This window comes from Pseudomonas sp. CAU 1711, from assembly GCF_039888625.1.
Lineage (GTDB): Bacteria > Pseudomonadota > Gammaproteobacteria > Pseudomonadales > Pseudomonadaceae > Aquipseudomonas.
This window is the reverse complement of record NZ_JBDQQT010000001.1, coordinates 176,918-203,664: the sequence shown is the minus strand read 5'-3', so window position 1 is coordinate 203,664 and position 26,747 is coordinate 176,918. Positions and strand designations below refer to the sequence as shown.

The following is a 26,747-nucleotide window of genomic DNA, read 5'->3' as shown; positions in this document are numbered from 1 at the left end:
TGGCGACGCCTTGCGTAGATTGCCGCTCAATAACAACAACACTGTGCAGGAATCCGCCCATGAACCACGCCGCCGTTCTCACCTTGCCGCGCCTGCTGTCCCGCGTGCCCTACCTGCTTGCCGGTCTGCCCGGCATCATCCGCGGCCTGCGCCTGGCCAGCCGCGCCCGCGGCAGCGCGGTCGGCGGCCTGGCTCAGTGCGTGGAGCGCGCCGCCGCCGCCAACCCGCAGGGCATCGCGCTGATCCAGGGCGACGAACAGCTGAGCTACGCCGAGCTGGAGCTGTGGGCCAATCGCCTGGCCCATCGCCTGCGCGCCGGCGGCCTGGGTCAGGGCGACTGCGCCGTGCTGCTGCTGGAGAACCGCCTGGAGTTGCTGGCCTGCGTGATCGCCTGCGCCAAGCTCGGCGCGGTCGCCGCGCTGCTCAACAGCAGCCAGCGCGGTCAGGTGCTGGCGCACAGCATCAACCTGGTGCAACCGCGCCTGGCCCTGGTCGGCGAGGAGCTGCTGGAAGCCTTCGAGGAAGTGCAGGAGCAGCTGCAGCTGCCGGCCGATGCCCGCTACTACTTCGCCGACCGCCCGACCTGGCGCGACCCCGGCCAGGCCCCGGCCGGCTGGCAGCACCCGGCCGCCGAACTGGCCACGCAGCCCAGCGACGCGCCCGCACTGGCGCGGCCGGTACAGGCCGAGGATCCCTGCTTCTACATCTACACCTCGGGCACCACCGGCCTGCCCAAGGCCGTGGTGTTCAACCACGGACGCTTCCTCAAGGGCTACGGCATCTTCGGCTACGGCGCCGTGCGCCTGGGCCGCGACGACCGTCTGTACTGCAGCCTGCCCTTCTACCACGCCACCGCCATGGTGGTGTGCTGGGGCTCGGTGCTGTCCGCCGGGGCCGGGCTGATCATGGTGCGCAAGTTCAGCGCCAGCCGCTTCCTCGATGAGGTGCGCCGCCACGGCGCCACCGCCTTCGGCTACGTCGGCGAGCTGTGCCGCTACCTGCTGGATCGCCCGGAACGCCCCGACGACGCCGACAACCCGCTGCGCATCATGGTCGGCAACGGCATGCGCCCGGCCATCTGGGGCACCTTCAAGCGGCGCTTCGGCATCCAGCGGGTGGTCGAGTTCTACGCCTCCAGCGAGGGCAATATCGGCTTCACCAACCTGCTCAACCTGGATAACACGGTGGGCTTCACCCCCTACCCCTACGCCATCGTGCGCTACGACCGCGACAGCGAGGCGCCGCTGCGCGATGCCGAGGGCCGGCTGCAGCGGGTCAGGCCCGGCGAGGCCGGCCTGCTGATCGGCGAGATCACCGCGAAGACGCCCTTCCACGGCTACACCGACCCGGCCAAGACCGAGAGCTGCATCCTGCGCGACGTGTTCAGGCCGGGCGACGCCTGGTTCAACACCGGCGACCTGATGCTGCACCAGGGCTGGCGCCACGCCCAGTTCGTCGACCGCCTGGGCGACACCTTCCGCTGGAAGGGCGAGAACGTCTCCACCACCGAGGTGGAGGCGGTGCTGGACGGCATCGACGGCGTCGGCGAGGCGGTGGTCTACGGCGTCGAGATCGCCGGCACCAACGGCCGCGCCGGCATGGCCTGCATCCGCCTGGACCGCGCCCCGGCGGACTTCGACTTCCAGAACCTGCTGGCCGACCTGCGCCGCGAGCTGCCGCACTACGCGGTGCCGCTGTTCCTGCGCCTGAGCGAGAAGATGGAGACCACCGGCACCTTCAAGCACAAGAAGGCGCCGCTCAAGGAGCAGGGCTTCGACCCGGAGCGCTGCGCCGACCCGCTGTATGCCTGGCTGCCCGGCGACGAACGCTATGTGCCGGTGGACGCCGAGCTGCATGCGGCGATTCAGGGCGGGGCCTATCGCTATTGAGGTGCGAGTGGTCTGAAGCTCCCTCACCCCCGCCCCTCTCCCAGGGGGAGAGGGGTGACGATCTCCTGACGCTACCAGCCCGACTTCCCCTCTCCCTCCAGGAGAGGGGAAGGGCGGCCCGCGTAGGGTGAGGGAGCTGTGATCACCCCATAGATCCGCTCCAGCACAGCCGGCAGCTCCAAAAGCACCTCACGATTGCTGAAACGCAGCAGGCGTACGCCCATGCGCGCCAGGTGTTCTGCGCGGCGCCTGTCGAGTTCCCGCCCTTCGGCGCTGTAGTGCTGGCCGCCATCCAGCTCTATGCCGAGGCACAGCTCCTCGCAATAGAAATCCAAGACATAGGGCGGCAGCGGATGCTGACGGCGGAACTTGCGTCCGGCCATCTGCCGCCCGCGCAGATGGTGCCAGAGCTGGGCTTCGGCATCGGTGGCTTCGTGCCTGAGCAGGCGGGCGAATTCGAGTTGATTGGGGTCGAGCGGGGGCTTGTGGTGGGGCATGGCAGGAGTCCTTTCCTGGTGGTCCGAGTAGCCTAGCAGACCCTCACCCCTGCCCCTCTCCCAACGGGAGAGGGGTGACAAACTCCACGACGCTATTGCGCAAGCCGAGCCAGGAGCGCCGCACAATCCACCGCATGCCAGTCGGTCAGCTCCGGCCAGGGGTTGTCCGCCAGGTTGACCAGCACGGCATGGGCGCCGGCGGCGCGGGCGCAGTCCAGGTCGAAGCGGTAGTCGCCGACCATCACCAGCTCGCCTGGCGCCACCTGCCAGCGCGCGGCCAGCTGCAGCAGGCCGGCGGGGTCGGGCTTGGGCGGTGCCTCGCCGCGGCCGACCACGTCCAGGGTGTCGAAGCAGTCGCCCAGGCCGATGGCGGCCAGGGTCAGCAGGGCCAGTTCGTGGGCGTTGCGGGTGAGGATGCCGAGCCGGCAGCCGCGCTCATGCAGCGCGCGCACCAGCGCCACCGCCCCCGGCGCCGCCACCGCGCCGATGGCCAGCTCGCGCTCGTGCTCCAGCAACCAGGCGTGCTTGGCCGCCGCCTCGGCCTCGGGCAGCGCGGCCAGGTGGTGGAGGATGTCCTCCTCCTGGGGAATGCCCAGCGCCCGCCGGATGGCCGGGAAGTCGTGCACGGCCAGGGTCAGGGTGCCGTCCATGTCGAACACCCAGTGGCGGCAGTCGCGCAGCCGTGCACTCACTTCCAGTCCTCGCGCAGGCGGGTCAGGCCCTCCTGGCAGGCCGAGGCCACCAGCCGGCCGCTGCGGTCGAAGATGCTGGCGCGGGAGAAGCCGCGCGCATTGCCGGCCCAGGGGCTGTCCATGGCGTACAGCAGCCAGTCGTCCATGCGCAGGTTGGCGTGGAACCACAGCGAGTGGTCGAGGCTGGCCACCTGCATGAACTTCTGGAACACCGAGACGCCGTGTGGCTGCATGGAGGTGGTCAGCAGGTTGAAGTCGCTGGCATAGGCCAGCAGCAGCTTGTGCAGCTGCGGCTCGTCCGGCAGATCGCCGGCGGCGCGGAACCACACGTGCTTGACCGGCTCGCAGGGCTCGGGGGCGAAGGGGTTGATGCGGGTCACCGGGCGAATCTCGATCGGCTTGTCGCTGGTCATCCGCTCGCGCATGCGCTCGGGAATCAGCTGCGCCACCTGGCGCGCCAGCTCGGTCTCCGAGGGCAGGCCCTCGGGCCCCGGCACCTCGGGCATCGGCAGCTGATGGTGGAAGCCTTCCTCGTCGTACTGGAAGGAGGCGGCGCAGGTGAAGATCGGCTTGCCCTTCTGGATCGCCGTGACCCGCCGGGTGCTGAAGCTGCCGCCGTCGCGCACCCGGTCGACCTGATAGACGATCGGCAGGCTGGCGTCGCCGGGGCGCAGGAAGTAGCCGTGCAGCGAGTGCACATGGCGCGCCGGCTCCACCGTCTGGTTGGCCGCCGACACGCACTGGCCGAGCACCTGGCCACCGAACAGCTGGCGGAAGCCCAGGTCCTGGCTGCGCCCACGGAACAGGTTCTCCTCGATCTGCTCCATGCTCAGCAGGGACACCAGATCATCCAGCACTTGGCTCATACATCGCTCCTCGGCGGCACACGCAGTTCGTCATAGGCCGGCGCGCTGGTGAGGCGTGCGTCCCACACCGCGCGACCGATGGTGAAATGGTAAAGGCTTTGCCAGCGGCTGTCGGCCAGTTCCAGCAATTCATGCACCTGATCGTCGAAGAAGCAGCCGATGCCGGTGCCGGACAGCCCCGCCGCCTCGGCCTCCAGATAGAGCAGCTGGCCGATCTGCCCGCACTCCCAGTACAGCCGCGGGTAATTCCATACGCCAGCGGCCAGGGCCGCATCGAAACGCGCCAGCATGGCCAGGGCGACGCAGCCGTCGCTGGCGATGTCCTGGCCGCAGGAGAGGAACCCGGCCAGGCCACGGGCATCGCCCTCCAGCAGGCGGTACAGCGGCAGATCCTGATCCACCCGCTGCCACACCAGGTCGCCGCGCAGGCCGTCCGGCTGCGGCTGGCCAGCGCCACGCGCCAGCCAGTACAGGCCCGGCTGCAGGCCCTGGACGCGATGAGCGAACAACAGCAGATCGACCTGCGCCGGCTCGCCGGTGATGGCGAAGGGCACCGGCGAGTGCTCCGGCATCAGCCGCCGCAGCCAGGCCAGCAGCAACTCGGCGTGGATGCCGGAACGGCCGTCGAAGGCCTGGGCGCTGCGCCGCCGATGCAGGATCGGGCGCAGCGGCAGGCCGGGATTTTCGCTGCCGCCATGGCCACTGGGCGCCTGCCAGTTCAACGCCGGCAGTGCCGGCGCGCGGCACAGCGCATGCACCCGCGCCAGCTCCGGCCAATCGCGGTACTGGCGCGACAGCCGATTGGGGTTACCTGCCAGCTCCAGCGCCGCCAGGCCGCGCAGCAGCGTCTCGGGCAGGGCGAACTCCTGCGCCACAGCCGGACCAATCCACAGCAGACAGTCGCCATGCTCGGCCTCGTGGAAGCCGTCACGATCCAGCCCCAGCAGGCCGTCCAGGCGCGCCTCGGCCACCCCGTGCAGCAGGCGCACCTGCCAGCCCTGGATGGCGGCGGCGATACCCAGGCAGGCCAGCGCATGGCCGAGGTCGTGCTGACAGTAGCGATAGGCACGCTCGCCGTACTTCCAGGCCTCGCGCCAGGGCACGCTGGCCAGGCCGAGGAGGAAGCCGCCGGGCGGCAGCGCCGCCTGCAGCTGTGCGCCCAGCGGCGCCGACAGCTCGGCGCGCACTTCCAGGCCGTGCATATCCGGCGCGTAGTGCGCCAGCAGGCCGTGCGCCTCGATGGCGCCGGGCGGCAGCAGCAGATAGGCCTCGGTCGGATGCAGGTTGCCGGACGAGGGATTGACCCGCAGCGCCCAGCGGCTGCCGCCGGCCTCCTTCCAGGCCGACAGCGCCAGGCTGTCGTACAGCAGCTGCGAGACGCTGGCGCGCGTCAGCGGCTGCGCCGGGCCGGCAGGGCCGGCGAAAGCCGTGTCGTAACCCGGCGTCTCCTCCAGCGGACGCTGCCACAGCGCGATCGGCCGGCTGCCGGCGTAACGGCGGAACGGTGCCGGCTGGGTCGCCCAGTCAAGCTGGCCGGGGCCCGGCGCATAGGCGTTCGGCGCGTGTTTGCTGAGTTGGTGATAGGCGCGCAGCTGTTGTTCAGCGTCCATGCCGGGCCTCCCGGTCGATGCGATAAAGCAGATGCGGGCGCAGCGGATGGCCCTGCGGCAGGCCCGGATGCTCGAAGTCGTCGGCCGGATCGCGGCGCATGCCCAGGCGCTGCATCAGACCCCAGGAGTTGCGGTTGGTCGGCACGGTAAAGGACACCACTTCATTCAGTTGCAAATCCTCGAAGGCGAACTGCAGTGAGCGCTGCGCCGCCTCCAGGGCATAGCCCTGCCCCCAGTACGCCCGGGCCAGGCGCCAGCCGATCTCCACCGCCGGCACGAAAGGCGCGGCGAAGCCGACCCGCGCCAGGCCGGCAAAGCCGAGCACGGCGCCATCCGCGCGCCGCTCCAGGCACCAGAAGCCGAAGCCATGCTCGGCCTGGTGCGCCATCAGCTTGCCGAGCAGCGTGGCGCTGCCGGCGCGGTCCAGCACGGACGGGAAATGCGCCATCACCTCGGGGTCGGCGCACAGCGCCGCCAGCGCATCCAGGTCATCGTCGCGCCAGGGCCGCAGGATCAGGCGTTCGCTGCTTAAGGTGGTGGTCATATACTGGGCACACCTTTGATAGAACCTGTTTACGATTTTCTGGATTAGAGCCAGACAAGGCAAAAACGGCCGAGGAAGCGGAGTTTACGAGCTGTAAATGAGCATTCCGAGGCCGTTTTTAACGCGGTATGGCCGCGAGCCAGGAGATCGTAAATAGGTTCTGAGTGCTCATTATGCTGCCGCTGATCTACCACGACGACTACAGCCCGCCCTTCCCGGCCAATCACCGCTTCCCCATGGAGAAGTTCCGCCTGCTGCGCGACCACCTGGTGGACAGCGGCCTGGTCAGCGACGCCGAGCTGCACCGGCCCGAGATCTGCCCGCCGGAGATTCTCGCCCTGGCCCACTGCCCGGACTATATCGAGCGTTTCGCCAGCGGCGAGCTGACCCATCACGAGCAGCGCCGTCTCGGCCTGCCCTGGAGTCCAGCACTGGCCCGGCGCACCGTGCGTGCGGTGGGCGGCTCGCTGCTCAGCGCCGAGCTGGCGCTGGAACAGGGCATGGCCTGCCACCTGGCCGGAGGCACCCACCACGCCCACTACGACGAGGCCTCGGGCTTCTGCATCTACAACGACCTGGCCATCGTCGCCCGCTACCTGCTGGAAAGCGGCCGCGTCGGCCGGGTGCTGATCTACGACTGCGACGTGCACCAGGGCGACGGCACCGCGCGCCTGCTGGAGCAGGTGCCCGATGCCATCACCGTGTCGCTGCACTGCGAGAAGAACTTCCCGGCGCGCAAGGCTAGAAGCGACTGGGACATCGGCCTGCCGATCGGCATGGGCGACGCCGACTACCTCAAGGTGGTAGAGGACAGCCTGAGCTACCTGCTGGCCCTGTATCAGCCGGATATCGTGCTCTACGACGCAGGCGTGGATGTGCACAAGGACGACCGCCTCGGCTACCTGCAGCTCACCGACGCCGGTATCGCCGCCCGCGACGAGACGGTGCTGCGCCACTGCCTGGAGCGCGACATCCCGGTGGTCGGGGTGATCGGCGGCGGCTACGACCAGGACCGCGCCCTACTCGCCCGCCGCCACGGCATCCTGCATCACAGCGCCGCGCGGGTGTGGCGGGCGGCGGGGTTGGGCTGATCACAGACGCCCTCCCTCACCCCAACCCTCTCCCGGGGGGAGAGGGGGCTGGCGGAGTCGTCTGGAAGTACACAGATGCCCTCTCCCTGCGGGAGAGGGCCAGGGTGAGGGACGCCTTGCCCTACCCCGCCAGGACCTTGTCCAGCGCCTGCTCCAGCGTGGCCACGGTGCGCTCGACATGGCCCAGCTTGTCCAGGCCGAACAGGCCGAGGCGGAAGGTCTGGAAGTCCGCCGGCTCGTCGCACTGCAGCGGCACGCCGGCGGCGATCTGTAGGCCCTGGGCGGCGAACTTGCTGCCGTTCTTGATCTGCGCATCGTCGGTGTAGCAGACCACCACGCCCGGCGCCTCGAAGCCTTCGGCGGCCACGCTCCTGAAGCCCCTGCTGGCCAGCAATGCGCGCACCCGGCGGCCCAGTTCGCGCTGCTGCTCGCAGACCTTGGCGAAGCCCCTGGCCTCGGCCTCCTGCATCGCATCGCGGAAGCGCGCCAGGGCGTCGCTGGGCATGGTCGCGTGGTAGGCGTGGCCGCCCTGCTCGTAGGCCTGCATGATCTGCAGCCACTTCTTCAGGTCGCAGGCGAAGCTGCTGCTTTGGGTCGCCTCGACCCGGGCCCGGGCGGCCTCGCTTAGCATCACCAGGGCGCAGCAGGGCGAAGCGCTCCAGCCTTTCTGCGGGGCGCTGATCAGCACATCGACGCCGCACGCCTGCATGTCCACCCAGAGGGTGCCGGAGGCGATGCAGTCGAGCACGAACAGACCGCCGACCGCGTGCACGGCATCGGCCACGGCGCGCAGGTACTCATCCGGCAGGATCATCCCCGATGCGGTCTCCACATGGGGGGCGAACACCAGCTGCGGCCGCTCGGCGGCGATGGTCGCCAGCACTTCGTCCAGCGGTGCCGGGGCGAAAGCCGCTTGCGCGCCTTCGCTGACCGGGCGCGCCTTGAGCACGAGGGCCTCGGACGGAATCCGCCCCATCTCGAAGATCTGCGTCCAGCGGTAGCTGAACCAGCCGTTGCGCAGCACCAGGCACTTCTGCCCGCTGGCCAGCTGGCGCGCCACCGCCTCCATGCCGAAGGTGCCGCTGCCCGGCACCACGGCCACGGCGTGGGCGTTGTAGACCCGCTTGAGGGTGCTGGAGATGTCCCGCATCACGCCCTGGAAGGACTGCGACATATGGTTGAGGGAGCGGTCGGTGTAGACCACCGAATATTCGAGCAGACCCTCGGGGTCGACGCTGGGATAGAGGCCGGACATAACACACGCTCTCGACTGGATGGAGCCCCAGACCCTGCCCGAAGCCCGCGCGGATGACAAGGCTGGCGGGTAGAATGGCGCCTTCCGTAGCCCCGCAGTGCCCCGCCATGACCGACGCCAGCCCTCGCCCCGCCCCCCGTGTCGCCGTGATCGGCGGCGGCCCCGCCGGGCTGATGGCCGCCGAGGTGCTGGCCGCCGGCGGCGCGCGGGTCGAGCTGTTCGACGCCATGCCCTCGGTCGGGCGCAAGTTCCTGCTGGCCGGGGTCGGCGGGATGAATATCACCCACTCCGAAGCCAAGGCGCCCTTTCTCGCCCGCTACCGCGAGCGTGAACCAGAGATCGCCGCGCTGCTGCGGGACTTCGACGGCGAAGCCCTACGCGCATGGATTCACAACCTGGGTATCGACACCTTTGTCGGCACTTCGGGAAGAGTCTTCCCCACCGATATGAAGGCCGCGCCGCTGCTGCGCGCCTGGCTCAAGCGCCTGCGCGAGGCCGGCGTGGCGATCCACACCCGCAGCCGCTGGCTGGGCTGGAGCGACAGTGGCGAATTGCGCATCGCCGACGCCGACGGCGAGCGCCTGCTGCGGGCCGATGCCTGCGTGCTGGCTCTGGGCGGCGGCAGCTGGGCACGGCTCGGCTCGGACGGCGCCTGGGTGGCGTTGCTGCAGCAACGCGGCGTCGCCATCTCGCCGCTGCGCCCGGCCAACTGCGGCTTCGAGGTGGCCGGCTGGAGCGAGCACCTGCGCGGCAAGTTCGCCGGCGCGCCGCTGAAGAACGTCACCCTGGCGCTGGACGGCGAGGCACCGCGGCGCGGCGAGTTCGTGCTGACCGAGCACGGCATCGAGGGCAGCCTGGTGTATGCCCTGTCCGCCGCCATGCGCCAGCGCATCGAGCGCGAGGGCCGCGCGCTTGTGCGCCTCGACCTGCAACCGGATCGCAGCCTGGAGAAAGTCGAGGCGCTGCTGAGCAAGCCGCGCGGCTCGGCGTCGATGGCCAAGCACCTGCACCGCCAGCTCGGCCTGGACGGTGCCCGGGCCGCGCTGCTGCGCGAACTGACCGAGCCTGCGGACTTCGCCGATATGGCCCGCCTGGCACGGGCGATCAAGGCGCTGCCGATCGAACTGCTGCGCCCCCGACCGCTGGACGAGGCCATCTCCAGCGCCGGCGGAGTGCCCTTCGCGGCGCTGGACGAACGGCTGATGCTGCGCGCCCTGCCCGGCACCTTCTGCGCCGGCGAGATGCTCGACTGGGAGGCGCCCACCGGCGGCTACCTGCTCACCGCCTGCTTCGCCAGCGGCCGCGCCGCCGGGCTGGGCGCCCTGCACTGGCTCGGCCTTGGTTAACCCCCCGCCAAAGAAGAACCCGCGACCGTCGCCGGTCGCGTAATGCTGTTCACTTAGCGACATCGCGCTCGGCAGAACTTTGATTGAGTCGGCACCGCGGCTGTTGTTCTCCCTCTCCCTCTGGGAGAGGGTCGGGGTGAGGGGCAGGCAACGAGTAGGCGATAGTCCCTCACCCCCAGCCCCTCTCCCGGCGGGAGAGGGGAGCGCTCCGCGACATCCAGGTCATGGTATTACGCAGTGTCCTTCGCTGCTGGCCAGGCCAGAAAATCGCCGCGACTCTGTATAGAAATCGCAGCGTTTTCTTAAGTGAACAGCATTACGCCGGTCGCGGGCTTTTCGTCGGCGCCCTGCGTCGCTCAGCGCGGCGGCTCCTTATCCGGCCGCGCCGGCCGGCAGCTCCAGGCGCTGTAGAGCAGCAGCGCCAGCAGCAGGCACAGGCTGGGCGACATCGCCGGACGCTCAGTCGTTGACCTGGCGCAGGTGCGGCGCCGGCTCGGCGCCGAGGTTGGCCAGCATGCGCTCGCTGTACCAGTCGACGAAGTTGACCACGCCGAACTCGTAGGTCTTCGAGTAGGGGCCGGGCTGGTAGGCGGTGGAGTTGATGCCGCGCTGGTTCTCCTCGGCCAGGCGGCGGTCCTGGTCGTTGGTGGCGTCCCACACCTGGCGCAGGCGCGCCACGTCGTAATCGACGCCTTCCACCGCATCCTTGTGCACCAGCCACTTGGTGGTGACCATGGTCTCCTGGGCGCCGATCGGCCACACGGTGAAGACGATCATGTGGTCGCCCATGCAGTGGTTCCACGAGTGCGGCAGATGCAGGATGCGCATGGAACCCAGGTCCGGGTCGGTGATGCGGCCCATCAGCTTCTTGCAGCCGGGCTGGCCGTCCATGGTCATGGACACCGTGCCCTTGAGCAGCGGCATGCGCACGATGCGGTTGCGCAGGCCGAAGCTGGCGTGGGCGTAGGGAATCTTGTCGCGGTCCCAGCGGGTGGTGCACTCGGCGACCTGGTCCTTGAACGCCTGGGTGGCGCGCGGGTCGGTGACGTCATCCCACTCCAGCAAGGTGTTGAGCAGCTCCGGGTGCGAGCCGTTGCAGTGGTAGCACTCGCGGTTGTTCTCCAGCACCAGCTTCCAGTTGGCCTTCTCCATCAGGGTGGTCTGCACCGCCACCTTGGCGTTCTCCATGTCGTAGGGCTCCATGTAATGGGCCAGGGTGGAGAGGAAGTCGTCGATGGCCGGCGGAGTCTCGGCCAGGCTGATGAAGATATAGCCGCCGGCGGTCTTGCAGTGCACCGGCTTGAGGCCGTACTGGTGCATGTCGAAGTCGGCGCCCATCTCGGTGCCGGCGAACAGCAGGCGGCCGTCGAGCTCGTAGGTCCACTGGTGATAGGGGCAGACCAGCTTGGCCACCTTGCCCTTGTCGCTGGTGCACAGGCGCGAGCCGCGATGGCGGCAGACGTTGTGGAAGGCATGCACCACGCCCTCGGCGCCGCGAATCACGATGATCGGGTTGTTGCCGATCTGCAGGGTCAGGTAGTTGCCCTTGCTCGGAATCTCGCAGGTCATGCCGGCGATCAGCCATTCCTTGTGGAAGATCTCCTGCATGTCGATCTGGAACAGGCGCTCGTCGTTGTAGAAGGGCTGCTCCAGGGAGAAGGTGCGCTCGCGGTTCTGCAGCATCTCGGCGGTGGCCTTGCGTGCGGGCTCCAGCGGGTCGCCCAGGCTCAGGGTGGTGGTGTCCATGGTGGCTCCTCAGGCCGGCCAGATGCGCGGCCGGCAAACGAAAGTGGCTGATACGGTTGCTACGCAAGGCCGCGAACCTGGCCTCCCCGACCTGCCGAATCCAGGCCCCGCCCACAACGGTTTGAGGAGCCGGCGCGCTGGGAAAACCTTATCGTTCGGCTGCTGGCGAGTGTGTCGCGCGGGCGGCGGCGAACCTTATCCATGGGCGACACGACCACATCCGTTTCCGACGCCGCCGGAACGCACTGCAACGGCAGGTCGCGATAAGCATGCCGATGTCGCGGATAGGCAAATAAGCGCCCGGCGCCTTGCGCACAATCGCTAGCCATAGAGGTCCGCGCGCAGCGGATCGCCATGCCCCGCGGCGACTGCACGAGAGCGAGAGGTGCGTATGTCCAACTTCCTCAACCCGGTGAACACCCAGACCTGGATCAATGGCCGCCACCTGATGCGCTGCGTCAAGGTCATCCAGGAGACCTGGGACGTGCGCACCTTCTGCTTCATGGCCGACACGCCGATCCTGTTCTTCTTCAAGCCCGGCCAGTTCGTCACCCTGGAGCTGGAGATCGATGGCCAGCCGGTCATGCGCTCCTACACCATCTCCAGCTCGCCCTCGGCGCCCTACAGCTTCTCCATCACCATCAAGCGCGTGCCCGGCGGCAAGGTCTCCAACTGGCTGCACGACAACCTCAAGGAAGGCGAACAGGTTCCGGTGCACGGCCCGGTGGGCAACTTCAACGCCATCGACTTCCCGACCGACAAGGCGCTGTTCCTCTCCGGCGGTGTCGGCATCACCCCGGTGATGTCCATGGCGCGCTGGTTCTTCGACACCAACGCCAGCGTCGACATGGTCTTCGCCCACAGCGCGCGCACGCCCAAGGACCTGATCTACCACCGCGAGCTGGAGCACATGGCCGCGCGCCTGAGCAACTTCAAGCTGCACCTGATCTGCGAGAAGTACGAGATGGGCGAGGCCTGGGCCGGTTACCGCGGCTTCCTGAACAAGGCCATGCTGCAGCTGATCGCCCCGGACTTCCTCGAGCGCGAAGTGTTCTGCTGCGGCCCGACGCCCTACATGCAGGCGGTCAGGCGCCTGCTCGAGGCAGAAGGCTACGACATGGCGCGCTACCACGAGGAAGCCTTCGGCCCGACCCCGGCGCAGGTGCGCGAAGAAGTCAGGGAACTGGCCGCCGAGGCGGCCGAGGCCCCGGAGGTACCGGCCGCCGACCTGCACAACGTGGAGTTCAGCGACACCGGCAAGAGCATCCGCGTGGCCCCCGGCGAAACCGTGCACGCCGCCGCCGCCAAACTCGGCCTGCATATTCCCAAGGCCTGCGGCATGGGCATCTGCGGCACCTGCAAGGTGCTCAAGACCCGCGGCGAGGTGAGCATGGAGCACAACGGCGGCATCACCGACGAGGATGTCGCCGAGGGCTACATCCTGTCCTGCTGCAGCGTGCCGCAGAGCGACGTCTGCATCGAATACTGACGGCACGCGAGGCGCTGCCGCCGCACAAAAAACCGGCGGAGCGCGGCAGCCCTCGCCAGCCCTGCCACGGCGCCGGGCATGCACAGCTTATGCACAACCCTGCCCACAGTTCCTGTGTATGGCGTGCCTCGCAAGCTCATGAATTTGCTCGTTTTTCATCCGCAGCTCGGCAGCCCGCACGGGGTCTGGCGCGGCGCCCCTTGCCGACAGCTTATGCACAGCTCTCCCCACAGCCGCTGGGGGTAACTCGCCGCCGCGCCGACATATGCACGGGCGACACCGGCATGTCGCAAACACGCTCAGCCGAGGCGTGCATAGGCATCTGGGCAAAACGCCCGCTACCTACCATCGCCAGCAAGGGCCATGGCCCGCTTCATCGACACCACTGGCGCGCCACGGCCCGCCACCAGGGAGACACGCGATGTTCAGCAAGCAAGACCAGATCCAGGGCTACGACGACGAACTGCTCGCCGCCATCGATGCCGAAGAGGCGCGCCAGGAACACCATATCGAACTGATCGCCTCGGAGAACTATTGCAGCCAGCGGGTCATGCAGGCCCAGGGCAGCGGCCTGACCAACAAGTACGCCGAGGGCTATCCGGGCAAGCGCTACTACGGCGGCTGCGAGCATGTGGACAAGGTCGAGCAGTTGGCCATCGACCGCGCCAAGCAGTTGTTCGGCGCCGACTACGCCAACGTCCAGCCGCACTCCGGCTCCTCGGCCAACGCCGCCGTCTACCTGGCCCTGCTGCAGGCCGGCGATACCATCCTCGGCATGAGCCTGGCCCATGGCGGCCACCTGACCCACGGCGCCAAGGTGTCGTCCTCGGGCAAGCTGTACAACGCCGTGCAGTACGGCCTGGACACCGCCACCGGGCTGATCGACTACGACGAGGTCGAGCGCCTGGCCCTGGAGCACCGGCCGAAGATGATAGTCGCCGGCTTCTCCGCCTACTCCAAGACCCTCGACTTCCCGCGTTTTCGCGCCATCGCCGACCGGGTAGGCGCCTACCTGTTCGTCGATATGGCCCACGTCGCCGGCCTGGTGGCCGCCGGCCTGTACCCCAACCCGCTGCCCTACGCCGACGTGGTCACCACCACCACCCACAAGACCCTGCGCGGCCCGCGCGGCGGCCTGATCCTGGCCCGTGGCAACGAGGAGATCGAGAAGAAGCTCAACTCGGCGGTATTCCCCGGTGCCCAGGGCGGCCCGCTGATGCACGTGATCGCGGCCAAGGCGGTGTGCTTCAAGGAAGCCATGGAACCGGCCTTCACCGCCTACCAGCAGCAGGTGATCGCCAACGCCCAGGCCATGGCCAAGGTGTTCATCGGCCGCGGCTACGAGGTGGTCTCCGGCGGCACCGACAACCACCTGTTCCTGCTCAGCCTGATCAAGCAGGGCCTGACCGGCAAGGACGCCGACGCGGCGCTGGGCCGCGCCGGCATCACGGTGAACAAGAACGCGGTGCCCAACGACCCGCAATCGCCCTTCGTCACCTCGGGCATCCGCATCGGCACCCCGGCGGTGACCACCCGCGGCTTCAAGGTGGCGCAGTGCGAGGCGCTGGCCGGCTGGATCTGCGACATCCTCGACCAGCTCGGCGATGCCGACGTCGAGGCCCGGGTCGCCGAGCAGGTCGCCGGCCTGTGCGCGGACTACCCCGTTTACCGTTGAGAATTTCCTTCTCCCTCCGGGAGAAGGTGCCCGAAGGGCGGATGAGGGGAAACCAGGCCCCTCACGACTAGGCGTCCCCCCAGCCCTCTCCCCGAGGGAGAGGGGGAAGAAATCAGGAGCACCCAGATGCAACGTTATTCCGGCTTCGGCCTGTTCAAGCACTCGCTCAGCCACCACGAGAACTGGCAGCGCATGTGGCGCACGCCGACGCCCAAGCCGGTCTACGACGTGGTCATAGTCGGCGGTGGCGGCCACGGCCTGGCCACCGCCTACTATCTGGCCAAGGTGTTCGGCGTGACCAACGTGGCGGTGGTGGAGAAGGGCTGGCTGGGCGGCGGCAACACCGCGCGCAACACCACCATCGTGCGCTCCAACTACCTGTGGGACGAGTCGGCGCAGCTCTACGAGCACGCCATGAAGCTGTGGGAGGGCCTGTCCCAGGACCTCAACTACAACGTCATGTACTCGCCGCGCGGGGTCTACAACCTCTGCCACACCCTGCAGGACATGCGCGACGCCGAGCGCCGGGTCAGCGCCAACCGCCTCAACGGCATCGACGGCGAGCTGATCGACACCGCCCAGGTGGCCGCCGAGATTCCCTACCTGGACTGCAGCAAGCACACCCGCTACCCGATCCTCGGCGCCACCATCCAGCGCCGCGGCGGCGTGGCCCGCCACGATGCCGTGGCCTGGGGCTACGCGCGCGGCGCCGATGCGCTAGGCGTCGACCTGCTGCAGAACACCGAGGTGATCGGCTTCCGCAAGCAGGACGGCGCGGTGATCGGCGTGGAGACCACCAAGGGCTTTATCGGCGCGAAACGTGTGGGGGTGGTCACCGCCGGCAATTCCGGGCACATGGCCAAGCTGGCCGGCTTCCGCCTGCCGATCGAGTCGCACCCGCTGCAGGCGCTGGTCTCCGAGCCGCTCAAGCCGATCATCGACAGCGTGATCATGTCCAACGCCGTGCACGGCTACATCAGCCAGTCGGACAAGGGCGACCTGGTCATCGGCGCCGGCATCGACGGCTACAACGGCTACGGCCAGCGCGGCTCCTACCCGACCATCGAGCACACCCTGCAGGCCATAGTCGAGATGTTCCCGGTGCTCTCGCGGGTGCGCATGAACCGGCAGTGGGGCGGCATAGTCGACACCAGCCCGGACGCCTGCCCGATCATTTCCAAGACCCCGGTGAAGAACCTGTTCTTCAACTGCGGCTGGGGCACCGGCGGCTTCAAGGCCACCCCCGGCTCCGGCCACGTGTTCGCCGCCAGCCTGGCCAAGGGCGAGATGCACCCGCTGGCCAAGCCCTTCGCCCTCGAACGCTTCCACACCGGCGCACTGATCGACGAGCACGGCGCTGCCGCCGTGGCTCACTAAGGAGACCCGCCATGCTGCATATCTTCTGCCCCCACTGCGGCGAACTGCGCTCCGAAGAGGAATTCCAGGCCGCCGGCCAGGCGCACATTCCCCGGCCGCTCGACCCCAACGCCTGCAGCGACGAGGAATGGGGCGACTACCTGTTCTTCCGCGACAACCCGCGCGGCCTGCACCACGAGCTGTGGCTGCACGCGGCCGGCTGCCGCAAGTACTTCAACGCCACCCGCCACACCATCAGCTACGAAATTCTCGAGACCTACAAGATCGGCGAGCGGCCCAGCGTCACCGCGCCCGCCGCCAGCGAGAAGAAGGCCGTCGTCGCAGGAGTCAGCGCATGAGCCAGATCAATCGCCTACCCCGCGGCGGCCGCATCGACCGCAGCCAGCCGCTCGGCTTCACCTTCAACGGCCAGAGCTACCAGGGCTATGCCGGCGACAGCCTGGCCGCCGCCCTGCTGGCCAACGGCGTGGACATCATCGGCCGCAGCTTCAAGTACTCGCGCCCGCGCGGCATAGTCGCCGCCGGCGCCGAGGAACCCAACGCGGTGCTGCAAATCGGCTCCCGCGAAGAAACCCAGGTGCCCAACGTGCGCGCCACCCAGCAGGCGCTGTACGACGGCCTGGTGGCCAACAGCTGCAACGGCTGGCCGAGCGTCGACAGCGACCTGATGGGCATCCTCGGCAAGGTCGGCGGCAAGCTGATGCCGCCCGGCTTCTACTACAAGACCTTCATGTACCCCGCCTCGCTGTGGATGACCTACGAGAAGTACATCCGCAAGGCCGCCGGCCTCGGCCGCGCGCCGCTGGAGAACGATCCGGACATCTACGACCACCTCAACCAGCACTGCGACGTGCTGGTGATCGGCGCCGGCCCCGCCGGCCTGGCCGCCGCCCTGGCCGCCGGGCGTAGCGGCGCGCGGGTGATACTCGCCGACGAGCAGGAGGAGTTCGGCGGCAGCCTGCTGGACAGCCGCGAGACCCTCGACGGCAAGCCGGGCGCCGACTGGGTCGCCGGCGTGCTCGCCGAGCTGCGGGACATGCCCGGGGTCACCCTGCTGCCGCGCGCCACGGTCAACGGCTACCACGACCACAACTTCCTCACCATCCACCAGCGCCTCACCGACCACCTCGGCGAGAGCGCGCCGCTGGGCGCCTTCGCCCGCCCGCAGGTGCGCCAGCGCATGCACCGGGTGCGTGCCGGCCGCGTGGTGCTGGCCGCCGGCGCCCACGAACGGCCGCTGGTCTATGCCAACAACGACGTGCCGGGCAACATGCTGGCCGGCGCCGTGTCCACCTATGTGCGCCGCTACGGCGTGGCGCCGGGCAAGCGCCTGGTGCTCTCCACCAACAACGACTACGCCTACCGCGTGGCGCTCGACTGGCTGGACGCCGGCCTGCAGGTGGTGGCCATCGCCGATGCCCGCCACAACCCGCGCGGCAGCTGGGTGGAGGATGCCCGCGCACGCGGCGTGCGCATCCTCACCGGCAGCGCGGTGATCGACGTGCGCGGCGGCAAGCGCGTGCAGGCAGCCCGCGTCGCCGCCATCGACCCGCTGGCGATGAAGGTCGGCAGCCCCGGCGAGTGGCTGGACTGCGACCTGGTCGCCAGCTCCGGCGGCTACAGCCCGGTGGTGCACCTGGCCTCGCACCTGGGCGGCAAGCCGGAGTGGCGCGAAGAGCTGCTGGCCTTCGTCCCCGGCAGCGGCAACGGCCTGCAGAAGCGCATCGACGCCGGCGCGGTGAACGGCGTGTTCCGACTCGCCGAGGTGCTGGCCGACGGCTACGCCTCCGGCAGCAAGGCGGTCGCCGAACTGGGCTTCAAGGCCGTCGAGGGCGAGCTGCCGCGCGCCGAGAAGCGCGTCGAGGAAGCCACCCTGGCGCTGTTCCAGGTGCCCCACGACAAGCCCACGGCGCGCGCGCCCAAGCAGTTCGTCGACCTGCAGAACGACGTCACCGCCGCCGGCATCGAGCTGGCCACCCGCGAGGGCTTCGAGTCGGTCGAGCACGTCAAGCGCTACACCGCCCTGGGCTTCGGCACCGACCAGGGCAAGCTGGGCAACATCAACGGCCTGGCCATCGCCGCCCGCTCGCTGGGCATCGGCATCGCCGAGATGGGCACCACCATGTTCCGCCCCAACTACACCCCGGTGACTTTCGGCGCCATCGCCGGCCGCCACTGCGGCGCGCTGTTCGAGCCCAAGCGCTACACCGCGATGCAGAGCTGGCATGTGGCCAATGGCGCCGAGTTCGAGGACGTCGGCCAGTGGAAGCGGCCCTGGTACTTCCCGAAGAAGGGCGAGGACCTGCACGCCGCCGTGGCCCGCGAGTGCCTGGCGGTGCGCAACAGCGTGGGCATACTCGACGCCTCGACCCTGGGCAAGATCGACATCCAGGGCCCGGACGCCCGCGAGTTTCTCAACCGCGTGTACACCAACGCCTGGACCAAGCTGGACGTGGGCAAGGCGCGCTACGGTCTGATGTGCAAGGAAGACGGCATGGTCTTCGACGACGGCGTGACCGCCTGCCTGGCCGACAATCACTTCCTGATGACCACCACCACCGGCGGCGCCGCCCGCGTGCTGCAGTGGCTGGAGCTGTACCACCAGACCGAGTGGCCGGAGCTGAAGGTGTACTTCACCTCGGTCACCGACCACTGGGCGACCATGACCCTGTCCGGGCCCAACAGCCGCAAGCTGCTGGCCGAGGTCACGGATATCGATCTCGATAAGGATGCCTTCCCCTTCATGAGCTGGAAGGAAGGCCTGGTCGGCGGCGTGCCGGCGCGGGTGTTCCGCATCTCCTTCACCGGCGAGCTGTCCTACGAGGTCAACGTGCAGGCCGACTACGCCCTGGGCGTCTGGGAGCAGCTGATCGCCGCCGGCGAGAAGTACGGCCTGACCCCCTACGGCACCGAGACCATGCACGTGCTGCGCGCCGAGAAGGGTTTCATCATCGTCGGCCAGGACACCGATGCCTCGGTGACCCCGGACGACCTCAACATGGGCTGGTGCGTCGGTCGCAACAAGCCGTTCTCCTGGATCGGCTGGCGCGGCATGAACCGCCAGGACTGCCTGCGCGAGGACCGCAAGCAGCTGGTCGGGCTGCGCCCCGTCGACCCGCTCAAGGTGCTGCCGGAAGGCGCCCAACTGGTGTTCGACCCGCAGCAGAGCATCCCGATGCAGATGGTCGGCCACGTCACCTCCAGCTACATGAGCGCGGCCATGGGCCACAGCTTCGCCATGGCGGTGGTCAAGGGCGGCCTCAAGCGCATGGGCGAGCGGGTCTACGCACCGCTGGCCGACGGCAGCCTGATCGAGGCGGAGATCGTCGGTTCGGTGTTCTACGACCCCAAGGGTGAACGGCAGAACATCTGACCCAGGTCCATGGCCCCGCGGCCGCCGCGGGGCCCGACGAAACCTAACGAGAGAACGCCCATGAGCGCAGTCAACCTCTACAAGCAACGCCCGGACAACCTGGAAGGGCAATCCCCGCTGCACCATGCCGGCCTCGCCGAGCTGGCCGGCAAGAGCGTGGCCAACGCCGGCATCCGCCTGCGCGAGAAGAAGCTGCTCGGCCATCTGCTGCTGCGCGGCGACGCCCGCGACCCGGCGTTCGCCGGCGGCGTGCACAAGGCCCTCGGCGTCGAGCTGCCGGTGGCCCTGACCCTGGTCGCCAACGGCGAGCTGTCGCTGCAGTGGCTGGCCCCGGACGAGTGGCTGCTGGTGGTGCCGCGCGGCGAGGAATTCGCCACCGAGCGGCGCCTGCGCGAGACCCTCGGCGGCGAGCTGCACTACGCGGTGGTCAACGTCAGCGGCGGGCAGACCCTGCTCGAACTGAGCGGCGCCAAGGTCCGCGAGCTGCTGATGAAGTCCACCTCCTACGACGTCCACCCGAGCAACTTCCCGGTGGGCAAGGCGGTCGGCACCCACTTCGCCAAGAGCCAGCTGGTGATCCGCCATACCGCCGAGGACAGCTGGGAACTGGTGGTGCGGCGCAGCTTCGCCGACTACATCTGGGCCTGGCTGCAGGACGCCGGCGCCGAGTACGGCCTGGCCATCGAGGCCTGAATCGACACACCCTCTGCCTGCGGGAGACGACTGCATGGATGCAGGAGGTAGGGCGACGCAGGATGCCCAAGCCGAGGTTCGGGGTGAGGGAGACCGGCCCAGGCCGCATCCCTCATCCGCCCCTGCGGGGCACCTTCTCCCGGCGGGAGAAGGCGTGTGCCAAGCCCCTCTCCTCAGGGCAGAGGGGGAACATCATCGGAGTCCGTTATGAGCCGCACCCCCGACACCTGGATTCTCACCGCCCACAGCCCGAGCCTGCTCGGCACCGTGGACGTGGTCACGCGCTTCCTGTTCGAGCAGGGCTGCTACGTCACCGAGCACCACAGCTTCGACGACCGCCTGGCCGGGCGCTTCTTCATCCGCATCGAGTTCCGCGCCCCGCAGGGCTTCGCCGAGGCCGACTTCCGCGCCGCGCTAAGCGAACGCGCGGCGCCCTTCGACATGCACACCGAGCTGACCCCGCCGGGCTACCGGGCCAAGGTGGTGATCATGGTGTCCAAGGCCGACCACTGCCTGAACGACTTGCTCTACCGCCAGCGCATCGGCCAGCTGCCGATGGACATCAGCGCGGTGATCTCCAATCACCCCGACCTGGAACCGCTGGCGCGCTGGCACGGCATCCCCTACCACCACCTGCCGCTCGACCCGCTGGACAAGGCCGCGCAGGAGCGCCAGGTGCTGCGCATCGTCGAGGACAGCGGCGCCGAGCTGGTGATCCTCGCCCGCTACATGCAGGTGCTCTCACCCGAGCTGTGCCAGCACCTGGATGGCCGCGCGATCAATATCCACCACTCGCTGCTGCCCGGCTTCAAGGGCGCCAAGCCCTACCACCAGGCCTACCAGAAAGGCGTCAAGCTGGTCGGCGCCACCGCCCACTTCATCAACAACCACCTCGACGAGGGCCCGATCATCGCCCAGGGCGTCGAGCCGGTGGACCACGCCCACTACCCCGAGGACCTGATCGCCAAGGGCCGCGACATCGAGTGCCTGACCCTGGCCAAGGCCGTGGGCTACTACCTGGAGCGCCGAGTGTTCCTCCACGCCAGCCGCACCGTGGTGCTCTGAGAGCAGCCATGGATAGCCCGGACTCACAGTCCGGCTAAGCCCTGCCCCGACTCCCGGAAACTCCCCTCTCCCACTGGTGGGAGAGGGGCCGGGGGAGAGGGTGCAAGCCCACTAACCCTCTCCCCGACCCTCTCCCGTAAACGGGAGAGGGAGTAATGCAAGCTCCAGTACAGGTCGCATGGCCGCCGGCCGTGCCTTGTATCCACAACAACAACGGAGAACTACGCATGTCTGGAAATCGTGGTGTTGTCTACCTCGGCGCGGGCCAGGTGGAAGTGCAGAAGATCGACTATCCGAAGATGCAGGACCCGCGCGGGCGCAAGATCGAGCACGGGGTCATCCTGCGGGTGGTGTCCACCAATATCTGCGGCTCCGACCAGCATATGGTGCGCGGCCGCACCACCGCCCAGGTCGGCCTGGTGCTGGGCCACGAGATCACCGGCGAGGTGATCGAGAAAGGCAGCGACGTGGAGAACCTGAAGATCGGCGACCTGGTCTCGGTGCCATTCAACGTCGCCTGCGGGCGCTGCCGCAGCTGCAAGGAAATGCACACCGGGGTGTGCCTCACCGTCAACCCGGCGCGCGCCGGCGGCGCCTACGGCTACGTCGACATGGGCGACTGGACCGGCGGCCAGGCCGAGTACGTGCTGGTGCCCTACGCCGACTTCAACCTGCTCAAGCTGCCGGATCGCGACAAGGCCATGGAGAAGATCCGCGACCTGACCTGCCTGTCCGACATCCTGCCCACCGGCTACCACGGCGCGGTCACCGCCGGGGTCGGCCCGGGCAGCACCGTGTATGTCGCCGGCGCCGGCCCGGTCGGCCTGGCCGCCGCCGCTTCCGCGCGGCTGCTCGGCGCCGCGGTGGTGATAGTCGGCGACGTCAACCCGGTGCGCCTGGCCCACGCCAAGGCGCAGGGCTTCGAGATCGCCGACCTGTCCCAGGACACCCCGCTGCACGAGCAGATCGCCGCGCTGCTGGGCGAGCCGGAAGTGGACTGCGCGGTCGACGCGGTGGGCTTCGAGGCCCGCGGCCATGGCCACCAGGGCGTGCAGCAGGAAGCGCCGGCCACCGTGCTCAACTCGCTGATGCAGGTCACCCGCGTGGCCGGCAAGATCGGCATTCCCGGCCTGTACGTCACCGAAGACCCGGGCGCGGTGGACGCGGCGGCGAAGATCGGCAGCCTGAGCATCCGCTTCGGCCTGGGCTGGGCCAAGTCGCACAGCTTCCACACCGGGCAGACCCCGGTGATGAAGTACAACCGCCAGCTGATGCAGGCGATCATGTGGGACCGCATCAATATCGCCGAAGTGGTCGGCGTGCAGGTCATCGGCCTGGACGACGCGCCGCGCGGCTACGGCGAGTTCGATGCCGGGGTACCGAAGAAATTCGTCATCGACCCGCACCGGATGTTCAGCGCGGCCTGAGTATTTTGCCGCGCCATAACGGCGTGTAGTGCAGGTACGGATCGCTTCTGCCCCCTCTCCCGTTCACGGGAGAGGGTTGGGGAGAGGGAGAGTGGCCAATCCCCTCTCCCCCAGCCCCTCTCCCACAAGTGGGAGAGGGGAGTTTCCGAGATCCGCGCCTGGCTCTAACCGCACCCGCTGTCACGGCTGGCGTCGGTTACAGGTCGACGCCGCTTCTTTGAGGAGCCTTCGCGGCTCCTCTTTTTTTGCCGCCACGCGACACTCGCCTTGACGCTTTGAGCAATCCCCCGGTCGTTTTTGCACCCGGGCGACATCCCCCCCGGCGATAAGCTGCCCCCAATGCACGCCGCACACCGCGGCGCCACAGCCCCCAGGGACAGCACCATGAGCCCAGCCGAATTGCACGCCGACAGCATCGTCATCGACGGCCTGATCATCGCCAAGTGGAACCGCGAACTGTTCGAGGACATGCGCAAGGGCGGCCTGACCGCGGCCAACTGCACCGTGTCGGTGTGGGAAGGCTTCCAGGCCACGGTGAACAACATAGTCGCCAGCAACCAGCTGATCCGCGACAACGCCGACCTGGTGCTGCAGGTACGCAGCACCGCCGATATCCGCCGGGCCAAGGAGCAGGGCAAGACCGGCATCCTCTACGGCTTCCAGAACGCCCACGCGTTCGAGGACCAGATCGGCTACGTCGAGGTGTTCAAGCAGCTCGGCGTGGGCATAGTGCAGATGTGCTACAACACCCAGAACCTGGTCGGCACCGGCTGCTACGAGCGCGACGGCGGGCTGTCCGGCTTCGGCCACGAGATAGTCGCCGAGATGAACCGGGTCGGCATCATGTGCGACCTGTCGCACGTCGGCAGCAAGACCAGCGAGGAAGTCATCCTCGCCTCGAAGAAGCCGGTCACCTACTCCCACTGCCTGCCGTCCGGGCTGAAAGAGCACCCGCGCAACAAGTCCGACGCCGAGCTGAAGTTCATCGCCGACCACGGCGGCTTCGTCGGCGTGACCATGTTCGCGCCCTTCCTGGCCAAGGGCATCGACTCGACCATCGACGACTACGCCGAGGCCATCGAGTACGTGATGAACATCGTCGGCGAGGACGCCATCGGCATCGGCACCGACTTCACCCAGGGCCACGGCCAGGACTTCTTCGAGTGGCTGACCCACGACAAGGGTTACGCCCGCCGCCTGACCAGCTTCGGCAAGATCGTCAACCCGCTGGGCATCCGCACCGTCGGCGAATTCCCCAACCTCACCGAGACCCTGCTCAAGCGCGGCATGCCCGAACGCACCGTGCGCAAGGTGATGGGCGAGAACTGGGTGCGCGTGCTCGCAGACGTCTGGGGCGAATGAGCCGAACACCGACGTAGGGTGGGTTACGCCTTCGGCTAACCCACCCTACACAAGCGCCAAGCGCACACACGAATTCCGGAGTCTGAACCCATGGCCACACACGCCCCCGAAATGCCCATCGCCGTCGACGACGAGACCGGCGTCTGGACCACCGATGCCCTGCCGATGCTCTACGTGCCGCGGCATTTCTTCGTCAACAACCACATCGGCATCGAGGAAGTGCTCGGCGCCGACAAGTACGCCGAGATCCTCTACAAGGCCGGCTACAAGTCGGCCTGGCACTGGTGCGAGAAGGAGGCCGAGTGCCATGGCCTGCAGGGCGCGGCGGTGTTCGAGCACTACATGAAGCGCCTGTCGCAACGCGGCTGGGGCCTGTTCGAAACCCAGAAGCTGGACCTGGAAAGCGGCTGCGCCGAGGTCAGGCTCAGGCACTCGGCCTTCGTCTACGTGTACGGCAAGGTCAACCGCAAGGTCGACTACATGTTCACCGGCTGGTTCTCCGGCGCCATCGACCAGATTCTCGCCGCCGCCGGCAGTCCGATCCGCACCGTCACCGTGCAGGAATACAGCGGCGCGCAGGACGGCCACGACGACGGACTGTTCGTCACCCGCCCACTCTGACCCCCGGCAAACACGCCGCCTAGCCGCCGAATCGAGGAGAAGGTCATGGCCTTCGAAGCAATGTTCCAGCCGATCCAGATCGGCAAGCTGACCATCCGCAACCGCGTGCTGTCCACCGCGCACGCCGAGGTCTACGCCACCGATGGCGGCATGACCACCGAGCGCTACGTGAAGTACTACGAGGAGAAGGCCAAGGGCGGCATCGGCCTGGCCATCTGCGGCGGTTCCTCCACCGTGGCCATCGACAGCCCGCAGGGCTGGTGGAAGTCGGTCAACCTGGCCACCGACAAGATCATCCCGCACTTCCAGAACCTGGCCGACGCCATGCACAGGCACGGCGCCAAGATCATGATCCAGATCACCCACATGGGCCGCCGGTCCAGGTGGGACGGCGAGCACTGGCCGACCCTGATGTCGCCCTCCGGCATCCGCGAGCCGGTGCACCGCGCCACCTGCAAGACCATCGAGGAGGAGGAGATCTGGCGGGTGATCGGCAACTACGCCAGCGCCGCGCGCCGGGCCAAGGAAGGTGGCCTGGACGGCGTCGAGCTGTCGGCCGTGCACCAGCATATGATCGACCAGTTCTGGTCGCCGCGGGTGAACAAGCGCACCGACGAATGGGGCGGCAGCTTCGAGGGCCGCATGAAGTTCGGCCTGGAGGTGCTCAAGGCGGTGCGGGCCGAGGTCGGCCCGGACTTCTGCGTGGGCATGCGCATCTGCGGCGACGAGTTCCACCCGGACGGCCTGTCCCACGAGGACATGAAGCAGATCGCCGCCTACTACGACGCCACCGGCATGGTCGATTTCTTCGGCGTGGTCGGCTCCGGCTGCGACACCCACAACACCCTGGCCAACGTGATCCCCAACATGAGCTACCCGCCGGAGCCCTTCCTGCACCTGGCCGCCGGAATCAAGGAAGTGGTCAAGGTGCCGGTGCTGCACGCGCAGAACATCAAGGACCCGAACCAGGCCACGCGCATCCTCGAAGGCGGCTACGTCGACATGGTCGGCATGACCCGCGCGCACATCGCCGACCCGCACCTGATCGCCAAGATCAAGATGGGCCAGGTCGACCAGATCAAGCAGTGCGTCGGCGCCAACTACTGCATCGACCGCCAGTACCAGGGCCTCGACGTGCTGTGCATCCAGAACGCCGCGACCAGCCGCGAATATATGGGCGTGCCGCATATCATCGAGAAGACCACCGGCGTGAAGCGCAAGGTGGTGGTGGTCGGCGGCGGCCCGGCCGGCATGGAGGCGGCGCGCGTCGCCGCCGAACGCGGCCACGCCGTGACCCTGTTCGAGAAGAAGGATGCGCTCGGCGGGCAGATCAGCCTCGCCGCCAAGGCGCCGCAGCGCGACCAGATCGCCGGCATCACCCGCTGGTACCAGCTGGAGCTGGCGCGCCTCGGCATCGACCTGCGCCTGGGCACCGGCGCGGACGCCGCGACCATCATGGACCTCAAGCCGGACATCGTGGTGCTGGCCAACGGCGGCCATCCCTTCCTCGAACAGAACGAGCACTGGGGCGCCGCCGAGGGCCTGGTGGTGAGCAGCTGGGACGTGCTCGATGGCAAGGTGGCGCCGGGCAAGAACGTGCTGGTGTACGACACCATCTGCGAATTCACCGGCATGTCGGTGGCGGATTTTCTCGCCGACAAGGGCGCCCAGGTGGAGATCGTCACCGACGACATCAAGCCGGGCGTGGCCATCGGCGGCACCAGCTTCCCCACCTACTACCGCAGCCTGTACCCCAAGGAAGTGATCATGACCGGCGACCTGATGCTGGAGAAGGTCTACCGCGAGGGCGACAAGCTGGTGGCGGTGCTGGAGAACGAATACACCGGGGCCAAGGAGGAACGGGTGGTCGACCAGGTGGTGGTGGAGAACGGCGTGCGCCCCGACGAGAGCCTGTACTACGCGCTCAAGCAGGGCTCGCGCAACAAGGGCCAGATCGACGTCGAGGCGCTGTTCGCCATCCAGCCGCAGCCCTGCCTGTCCGCGCTCGATGAAAAGGCCGGAGGCGACGGCTACCTGCTGTTCCGCATCGGCGACTGCGTGGCCCAGCGCAACACCCACGCGGCGATCTACGACGCGCTGCGCCTGTGCAAGGACTTTTAAAGCAGCCA

21 protein-coding genes are annotated in these 26,747 nt (G+C 68.3%); 14 read left to right on the top strand and 7 right to left on the bottom strand.

Annotated elements, in window-relative coordinates; translation table 11 throughout:
- Positions 1-59 precede the first annotated feature (59 nt).
- Positions 60-1,889, top strand: coding sequence for a long-chain-acyl-CoA synthetase (locus tag AAFN46_RS00855; RefSeq protein ID WP_347806792.1), 1,830 nt, complete (start codon positions 60-62; stop codon positions 1,887-1,889).
- Between the two features lie 71 nt (positions 1,890-1,960).
- Here AAFN46_RS00855 and AAFN46_RS00850 read toward each other — a convergent pair whose 3' ends face one another.
- From AAFN46_RS00850 to AAFN46_RS00830, 5 genes are all read right to left on the bottom strand, one after another.
- The gene (locus AAFN46_RS00850; RefSeq protein WP_347806791.1) at positions 1,961-2,386 is read right to left on the bottom strand and encodes an endonuclease domain-containing protein; all 426 of its coding nucleotides are present in this window, start codon (positions 2,384-2,386) and stop codon (positions 1,961-1,963) included.
- Between the two features lie 92 nt (positions 2,387-2,478).
- Positions 2,479-3,078, bottom strand: coding sequence for an HAD family hydrolase (locus AAFN46_RS00845; protein WP_347806790.1), 600 nt, complete (start codon positions 3,076-3,078; stop codon positions 2,479-2,481).
- Positions 3,075-3,944: an acyl-CoA thioesterase II gene (gene tesB, locus AAFN46_RS00840; RefSeq protein ID WP_347806789.1), complete on the bottom strand. Its 870-nt coding sequence runs from the start codon at positions 3,942-3,944 to the stop codon at positions 3,075-3,077. The genes AAFN46_RS00845 and tesB overlap by 4 nt, the downstream gene beginning before the upstream one ends.
- Positions 3,941-5,554 (bottom strand): SagB/ThcOx family dehydrogenase, encoded by a 1,614-nt coding sequence (locus AAFN46_RS00835; RefSeq protein WP_347806788.1) that lies wholly within the window; start codon positions 5,552-5,554, stop codon positions 3,941-3,943. The genes tesB and AAFN46_RS00835 overlap by 4 nt, the downstream gene beginning before the upstream one ends.
- Positions 5,544-6,098 (bottom strand): GNAT family N-acetyltransferase, encoded by a 555-nt coding sequence (locus AAFN46_RS00830; RefSeq protein WP_347806787.1) that lies wholly within the window; start codon positions 6,096-6,098, stop codon positions 5,544-5,546. Before AAFN46_RS00830 ends, AAFN46_RS00835 begins: the two co-directional genes overlap by 11 nt.
- A gap of 170 nt (positions 6,099-6,268) precedes the next feature.
- Here AAFN46_RS00830 and AAFN46_RS00825 point away from each other — a divergent pair, with 170 nt between their 5' ends.
- The gene (locus AAFN46_RS00825) at positions 6,269-7,189 is read left to right on the top strand and encodes a histone deacetylase (protein ID WP_347806999.1); all 921 of its coding nucleotides are present in this window, start codon (positions 6,269-6,271) and stop codon (positions 7,187-7,189) included.
- Between the two features lie 121 nt (positions 7,190-7,310).
- Here the strand turns inward: AAFN46_RS00825 and AAFN46_RS00820 are convergent, their stop codons facing one another.
- Positions 7,311-8,444 (bottom strand): aminotransferase class V-fold PLP-dependent enzyme, encoded by a 1,134-nt coding sequence (locus AAFN46_RS00820; protein WP_347806786.1) that lies wholly within the window; start codon positions 8,442-8,444, stop codon positions 7,311-7,313.
- Between the two features lie 107 nt (positions 8,445-8,551).
- Here AAFN46_RS00820 and AAFN46_RS00815 point away from each other — a divergent pair, with 107 nt between their 5' ends.
- Complete coding sequence (locus tag AAFN46_RS00815; protein WP_347806785.1) at positions 8,552-9,790, top strand: TIGR03862 family flavoprotein; 1,239 nt, start codon at positions 8,552-8,554, stop codon at positions 9,788-9,790.
- A gap of 459 nt (positions 9,791-10,249) precedes the next feature.
- Here AAFN46_RS00815 and gbcA read toward each other — a convergent pair whose 3' ends face one another.
- Complete coding sequence (gene gbcA / locus AAFN46_RS00810; protein ID WP_347806784.1) at positions 10,250-11,536, bottom strand: glycine-betaine demethylase subunit GbcA; 1,287 nt, start codon at positions 11,534-11,536, stop codon at positions 10,250-10,252.
- A gap of 391 nt (positions 11,537-11,927) precedes the next feature.
- Between gbcA and gbcB the strand changes: the two genes are divergently transcribed.
- From gbcB to dgcA, 11 genes are all read left to right on the top strand, one after another.
- Positions 11,928-13,025: a glycine-betaine demethylase subunit GbcB gene (gene gbcB / locus AAFN46_RS00805; RefSeq protein WP_347806783.1), complete on the top strand. Its 1,098-nt coding sequence runs from the start codon at positions 11,928-11,930 to the stop codon at positions 13,023-13,025.
- Between the two features lie 421 nt (positions 13,026-13,446).
- A complete protein-coding gene (glyA, locus tag AAFN46_RS00800) occupies positions 13,447-14,700 on the top strand; it encodes a serine hydroxymethyltransferase (RefSeq protein WP_347806782.1) in 1,254 nt (417 codons plus the stop codon).
- A gap of 126 nt (positions 14,701-14,826) precedes the next feature.
- Positions 14,827-16,077 carry a sarcosine oxidase subunit beta family protein gene (locus AAFN46_RS00795; protein ID WP_347806781.1) on the top strand — a complete coding sequence of 417 codons (1,251 nt, stop codon included), beginning with the start codon at positions 14,827-14,829 and terminating at the stop codon, positions 16,075-16,077.
- Positions 16,078-16,088: 11 nt separating this feature from the next.
- On the top strand, positions 16,089-16,415 hold the full coding sequence (locus tag AAFN46_RS00790) for a sarcosine oxidase subunit delta (RefSeq protein ID WP_347806780.1): 327 nt from the start codon (positions 16,089-16,091) through the stop codon (positions 16,413-16,415).
- Entirely contained in the window at positions 16,412-19,450 is a 3,039-nt protein-coding gene (locus tag AAFN46_RS00785; protein ID WP_347806779.1) for a sarcosine oxidase subunit alpha, read from the top strand. Before AAFN46_RS00790 ends, AAFN46_RS00785 begins: the two co-directional genes overlap by 4 nt.
- Positions 19,451-19,510: 60 nt before the next feature.
- Positions 19,511-20,143 carry a sarcosine oxidase subunit gamma family protein gene (soxG, locus tag AAFN46_RS00780; RefSeq protein ID WP_347806778.1) on the top strand — a complete coding sequence of 211 codons (633 nt, stop codon included), beginning with the start codon at positions 19,511-19,513 and terminating at the stop codon, positions 20,141-20,143.
- A 207-nt stretch (positions 20,144-20,350) separates the two neighbouring features.
- Positions 20,351-21,208 carry a formyltetrahydrofolate deformylase gene (gene purU / locus AAFN46_RS00775; RefSeq protein WP_347806777.1) on the top strand — a complete coding sequence of 286 codons (858 nt, stop codon included), beginning with the start codon at positions 20,351-20,353 and terminating at the stop codon, positions 21,206-21,208.
- A gap of 227 nt (positions 21,209-21,435) precedes the next feature.
- Positions 21,436-22,635, top strand: coding sequence for a formaldehyde dehydrogenase, glutathione-independent (gene fdhA / locus AAFN46_RS00770; RefSeq protein WP_347806776.1), 1,200 nt, complete (start codon positions 21,436-21,438; stop codon positions 22,633-22,635).
- A gap of 384 nt (positions 22,636-23,019) precedes the next feature.
- On the top strand, positions 23,020-23,997 hold the full coding sequence (locus AAFN46_RS00765) for a dipeptidase (RefSeq protein ID WP_347806775.1): 978 nt from the start codon (positions 23,020-23,022) through the stop codon (positions 23,995-23,997).
- Positions 23,998-24,087: 90 nt separating this feature from the next.
- Entirely contained in the window at positions 24,088-24,618 is a 531-nt protein-coding gene (locus AAFN46_RS00760) for a DUF5943 domain-containing protein (protein WP_347806774.1), read from the top strand.
- Positions 24,619-24,663: 45 nt separating this feature from the next.
- Complete coding sequence (dgcA, locus tag AAFN46_RS00755) at positions 24,664-26,739, top strand: dimethylglycine demethylation protein DgcA (protein WP_347806773.1); 2,076 nt, start codon at positions 24,664-24,666, stop codon at positions 26,737-26,739.
- Positions 26,740-26,747: the final 8 nt, after the last annotated feature.

Coding starts and splice junctions, on each gene's coding strand:
- AAFN46_RS00790 (WP_347806780.1), top strand. CDS start 16,089: ATGCTGCATATCTTCTGCCCCCACTGCGGCGAACTGCGCTCCGAAGAG.
- AAFN46_RS00855 (WP_347806792.1), top strand. CDS start 60: ATGAACCACGCCGCCGTTCTCACCTTGCCGCGCCTGCTGTCCCGCGTG.
- dgcA (WP_347806773.1), top strand. CDS start 24,664: ATGGCCTTCGAAGCAATGTTCCAGCCGATCCAGATCGGCAAGCTGACC.
- AAFN46_RS00850 (WP_347806791.1), bottom strand. CDS start 2,386: ATGCCCCACCACAAGCCCCCGCTCGACCCCAATCAACTCGAATTCGCC.
- AAFN46_RS00795 (WP_347806781.1), top strand. CDS start 14,827: ATGCAACGTTATTCCGGCTTCGGCCTGTTCAAGCACTCGCTCAGCCAC.
- glyA (WP_347806782.1), top strand. CDS start 13,447: ATGTTCAGCAAGCAAGACCAGATCCAGGGCTACGACGACGAACTGCTC.
- AAFN46_RS00760 (WP_347806774.1), top strand. CDS start 24,088: ATGGCCACACACGCCCCCGAAATGCCCATCGCCGTCGACGACGAGACC.
- AAFN46_RS00835 (WP_347806788.1), bottom strand. CDS start 5,554: ATGGACGCTGAACAACAGCTGCGCGCCTATCACCAACTCAGCAAACAC.
- AAFN46_RS00765 (WP_347806775.1), top strand. CDS start 23,020: ATGAGCCCAGCCGAATTGCACGCCGACAGCATCGTCATCGACGGCCTG.
- gbcB (WP_347806783.1), top strand. CDS start 11,928: ATGTCCAACTTCCTCAACCCGGTGAACACCCAGACCTGGATCAATGGC.
- fdhA (WP_347806776.1), top strand. CDS start 21,436: ATGTCTGGAAATCGTGGTGTTGTCTACCTCGGCGCGGGCCAGGTGGAA.
- purU (WP_347806777.1), top strand. CDS start 20,351: ATGAGCCGCACCCCCGACACCTGGATTCTCACCGCCCACAGCCCGAGC.
- tesB (WP_347806789.1), bottom strand. CDS start 3,944: ATGAGCCAAGTGCTGGATGATCTGGTGTCCCTGCTGAGCATGGAGCAG.
- soxG (WP_347806778.1), top strand. CDS start 19,511: ATGAGCGCAGTCAACCTCTACAAGCAACGCCCGGACAACCTGGAAGGG.
- gbcA (WP_347806784.1), bottom strand. CDS start 11,536: ATGGACACCACCACCCTGAGCCTGGGCGACCCGCTGGAGCCCGCACGC.
- AAFN46_RS00815 (WP_347806785.1), top strand. CDS start 8,552: ATGACCGACGCCAGCCCTCGCCCCGCCCCCCGTGTCGCCGTGATCGGC.
- AAFN46_RS00820 (WP_347806786.1), bottom strand. CDS start 8,444: ATGTCCGGCCTCTATCCCAGCGTCGACCCCGAGGGTCTGCTCGAATAT.
- AAFN46_RS00785 (WP_347806779.1), top strand. CDS start 16,412: ATGAGCCAGATCAATCGCCTACCCCGCGGCGGCCGCATCGACCGCAGC.
- AAFN46_RS00830 (WP_347806787.1), bottom strand. CDS start 6,098: ATGACCACCACCTTAAGCAGCGAACGCCTGATCCTGCGGCCCTGGCGC.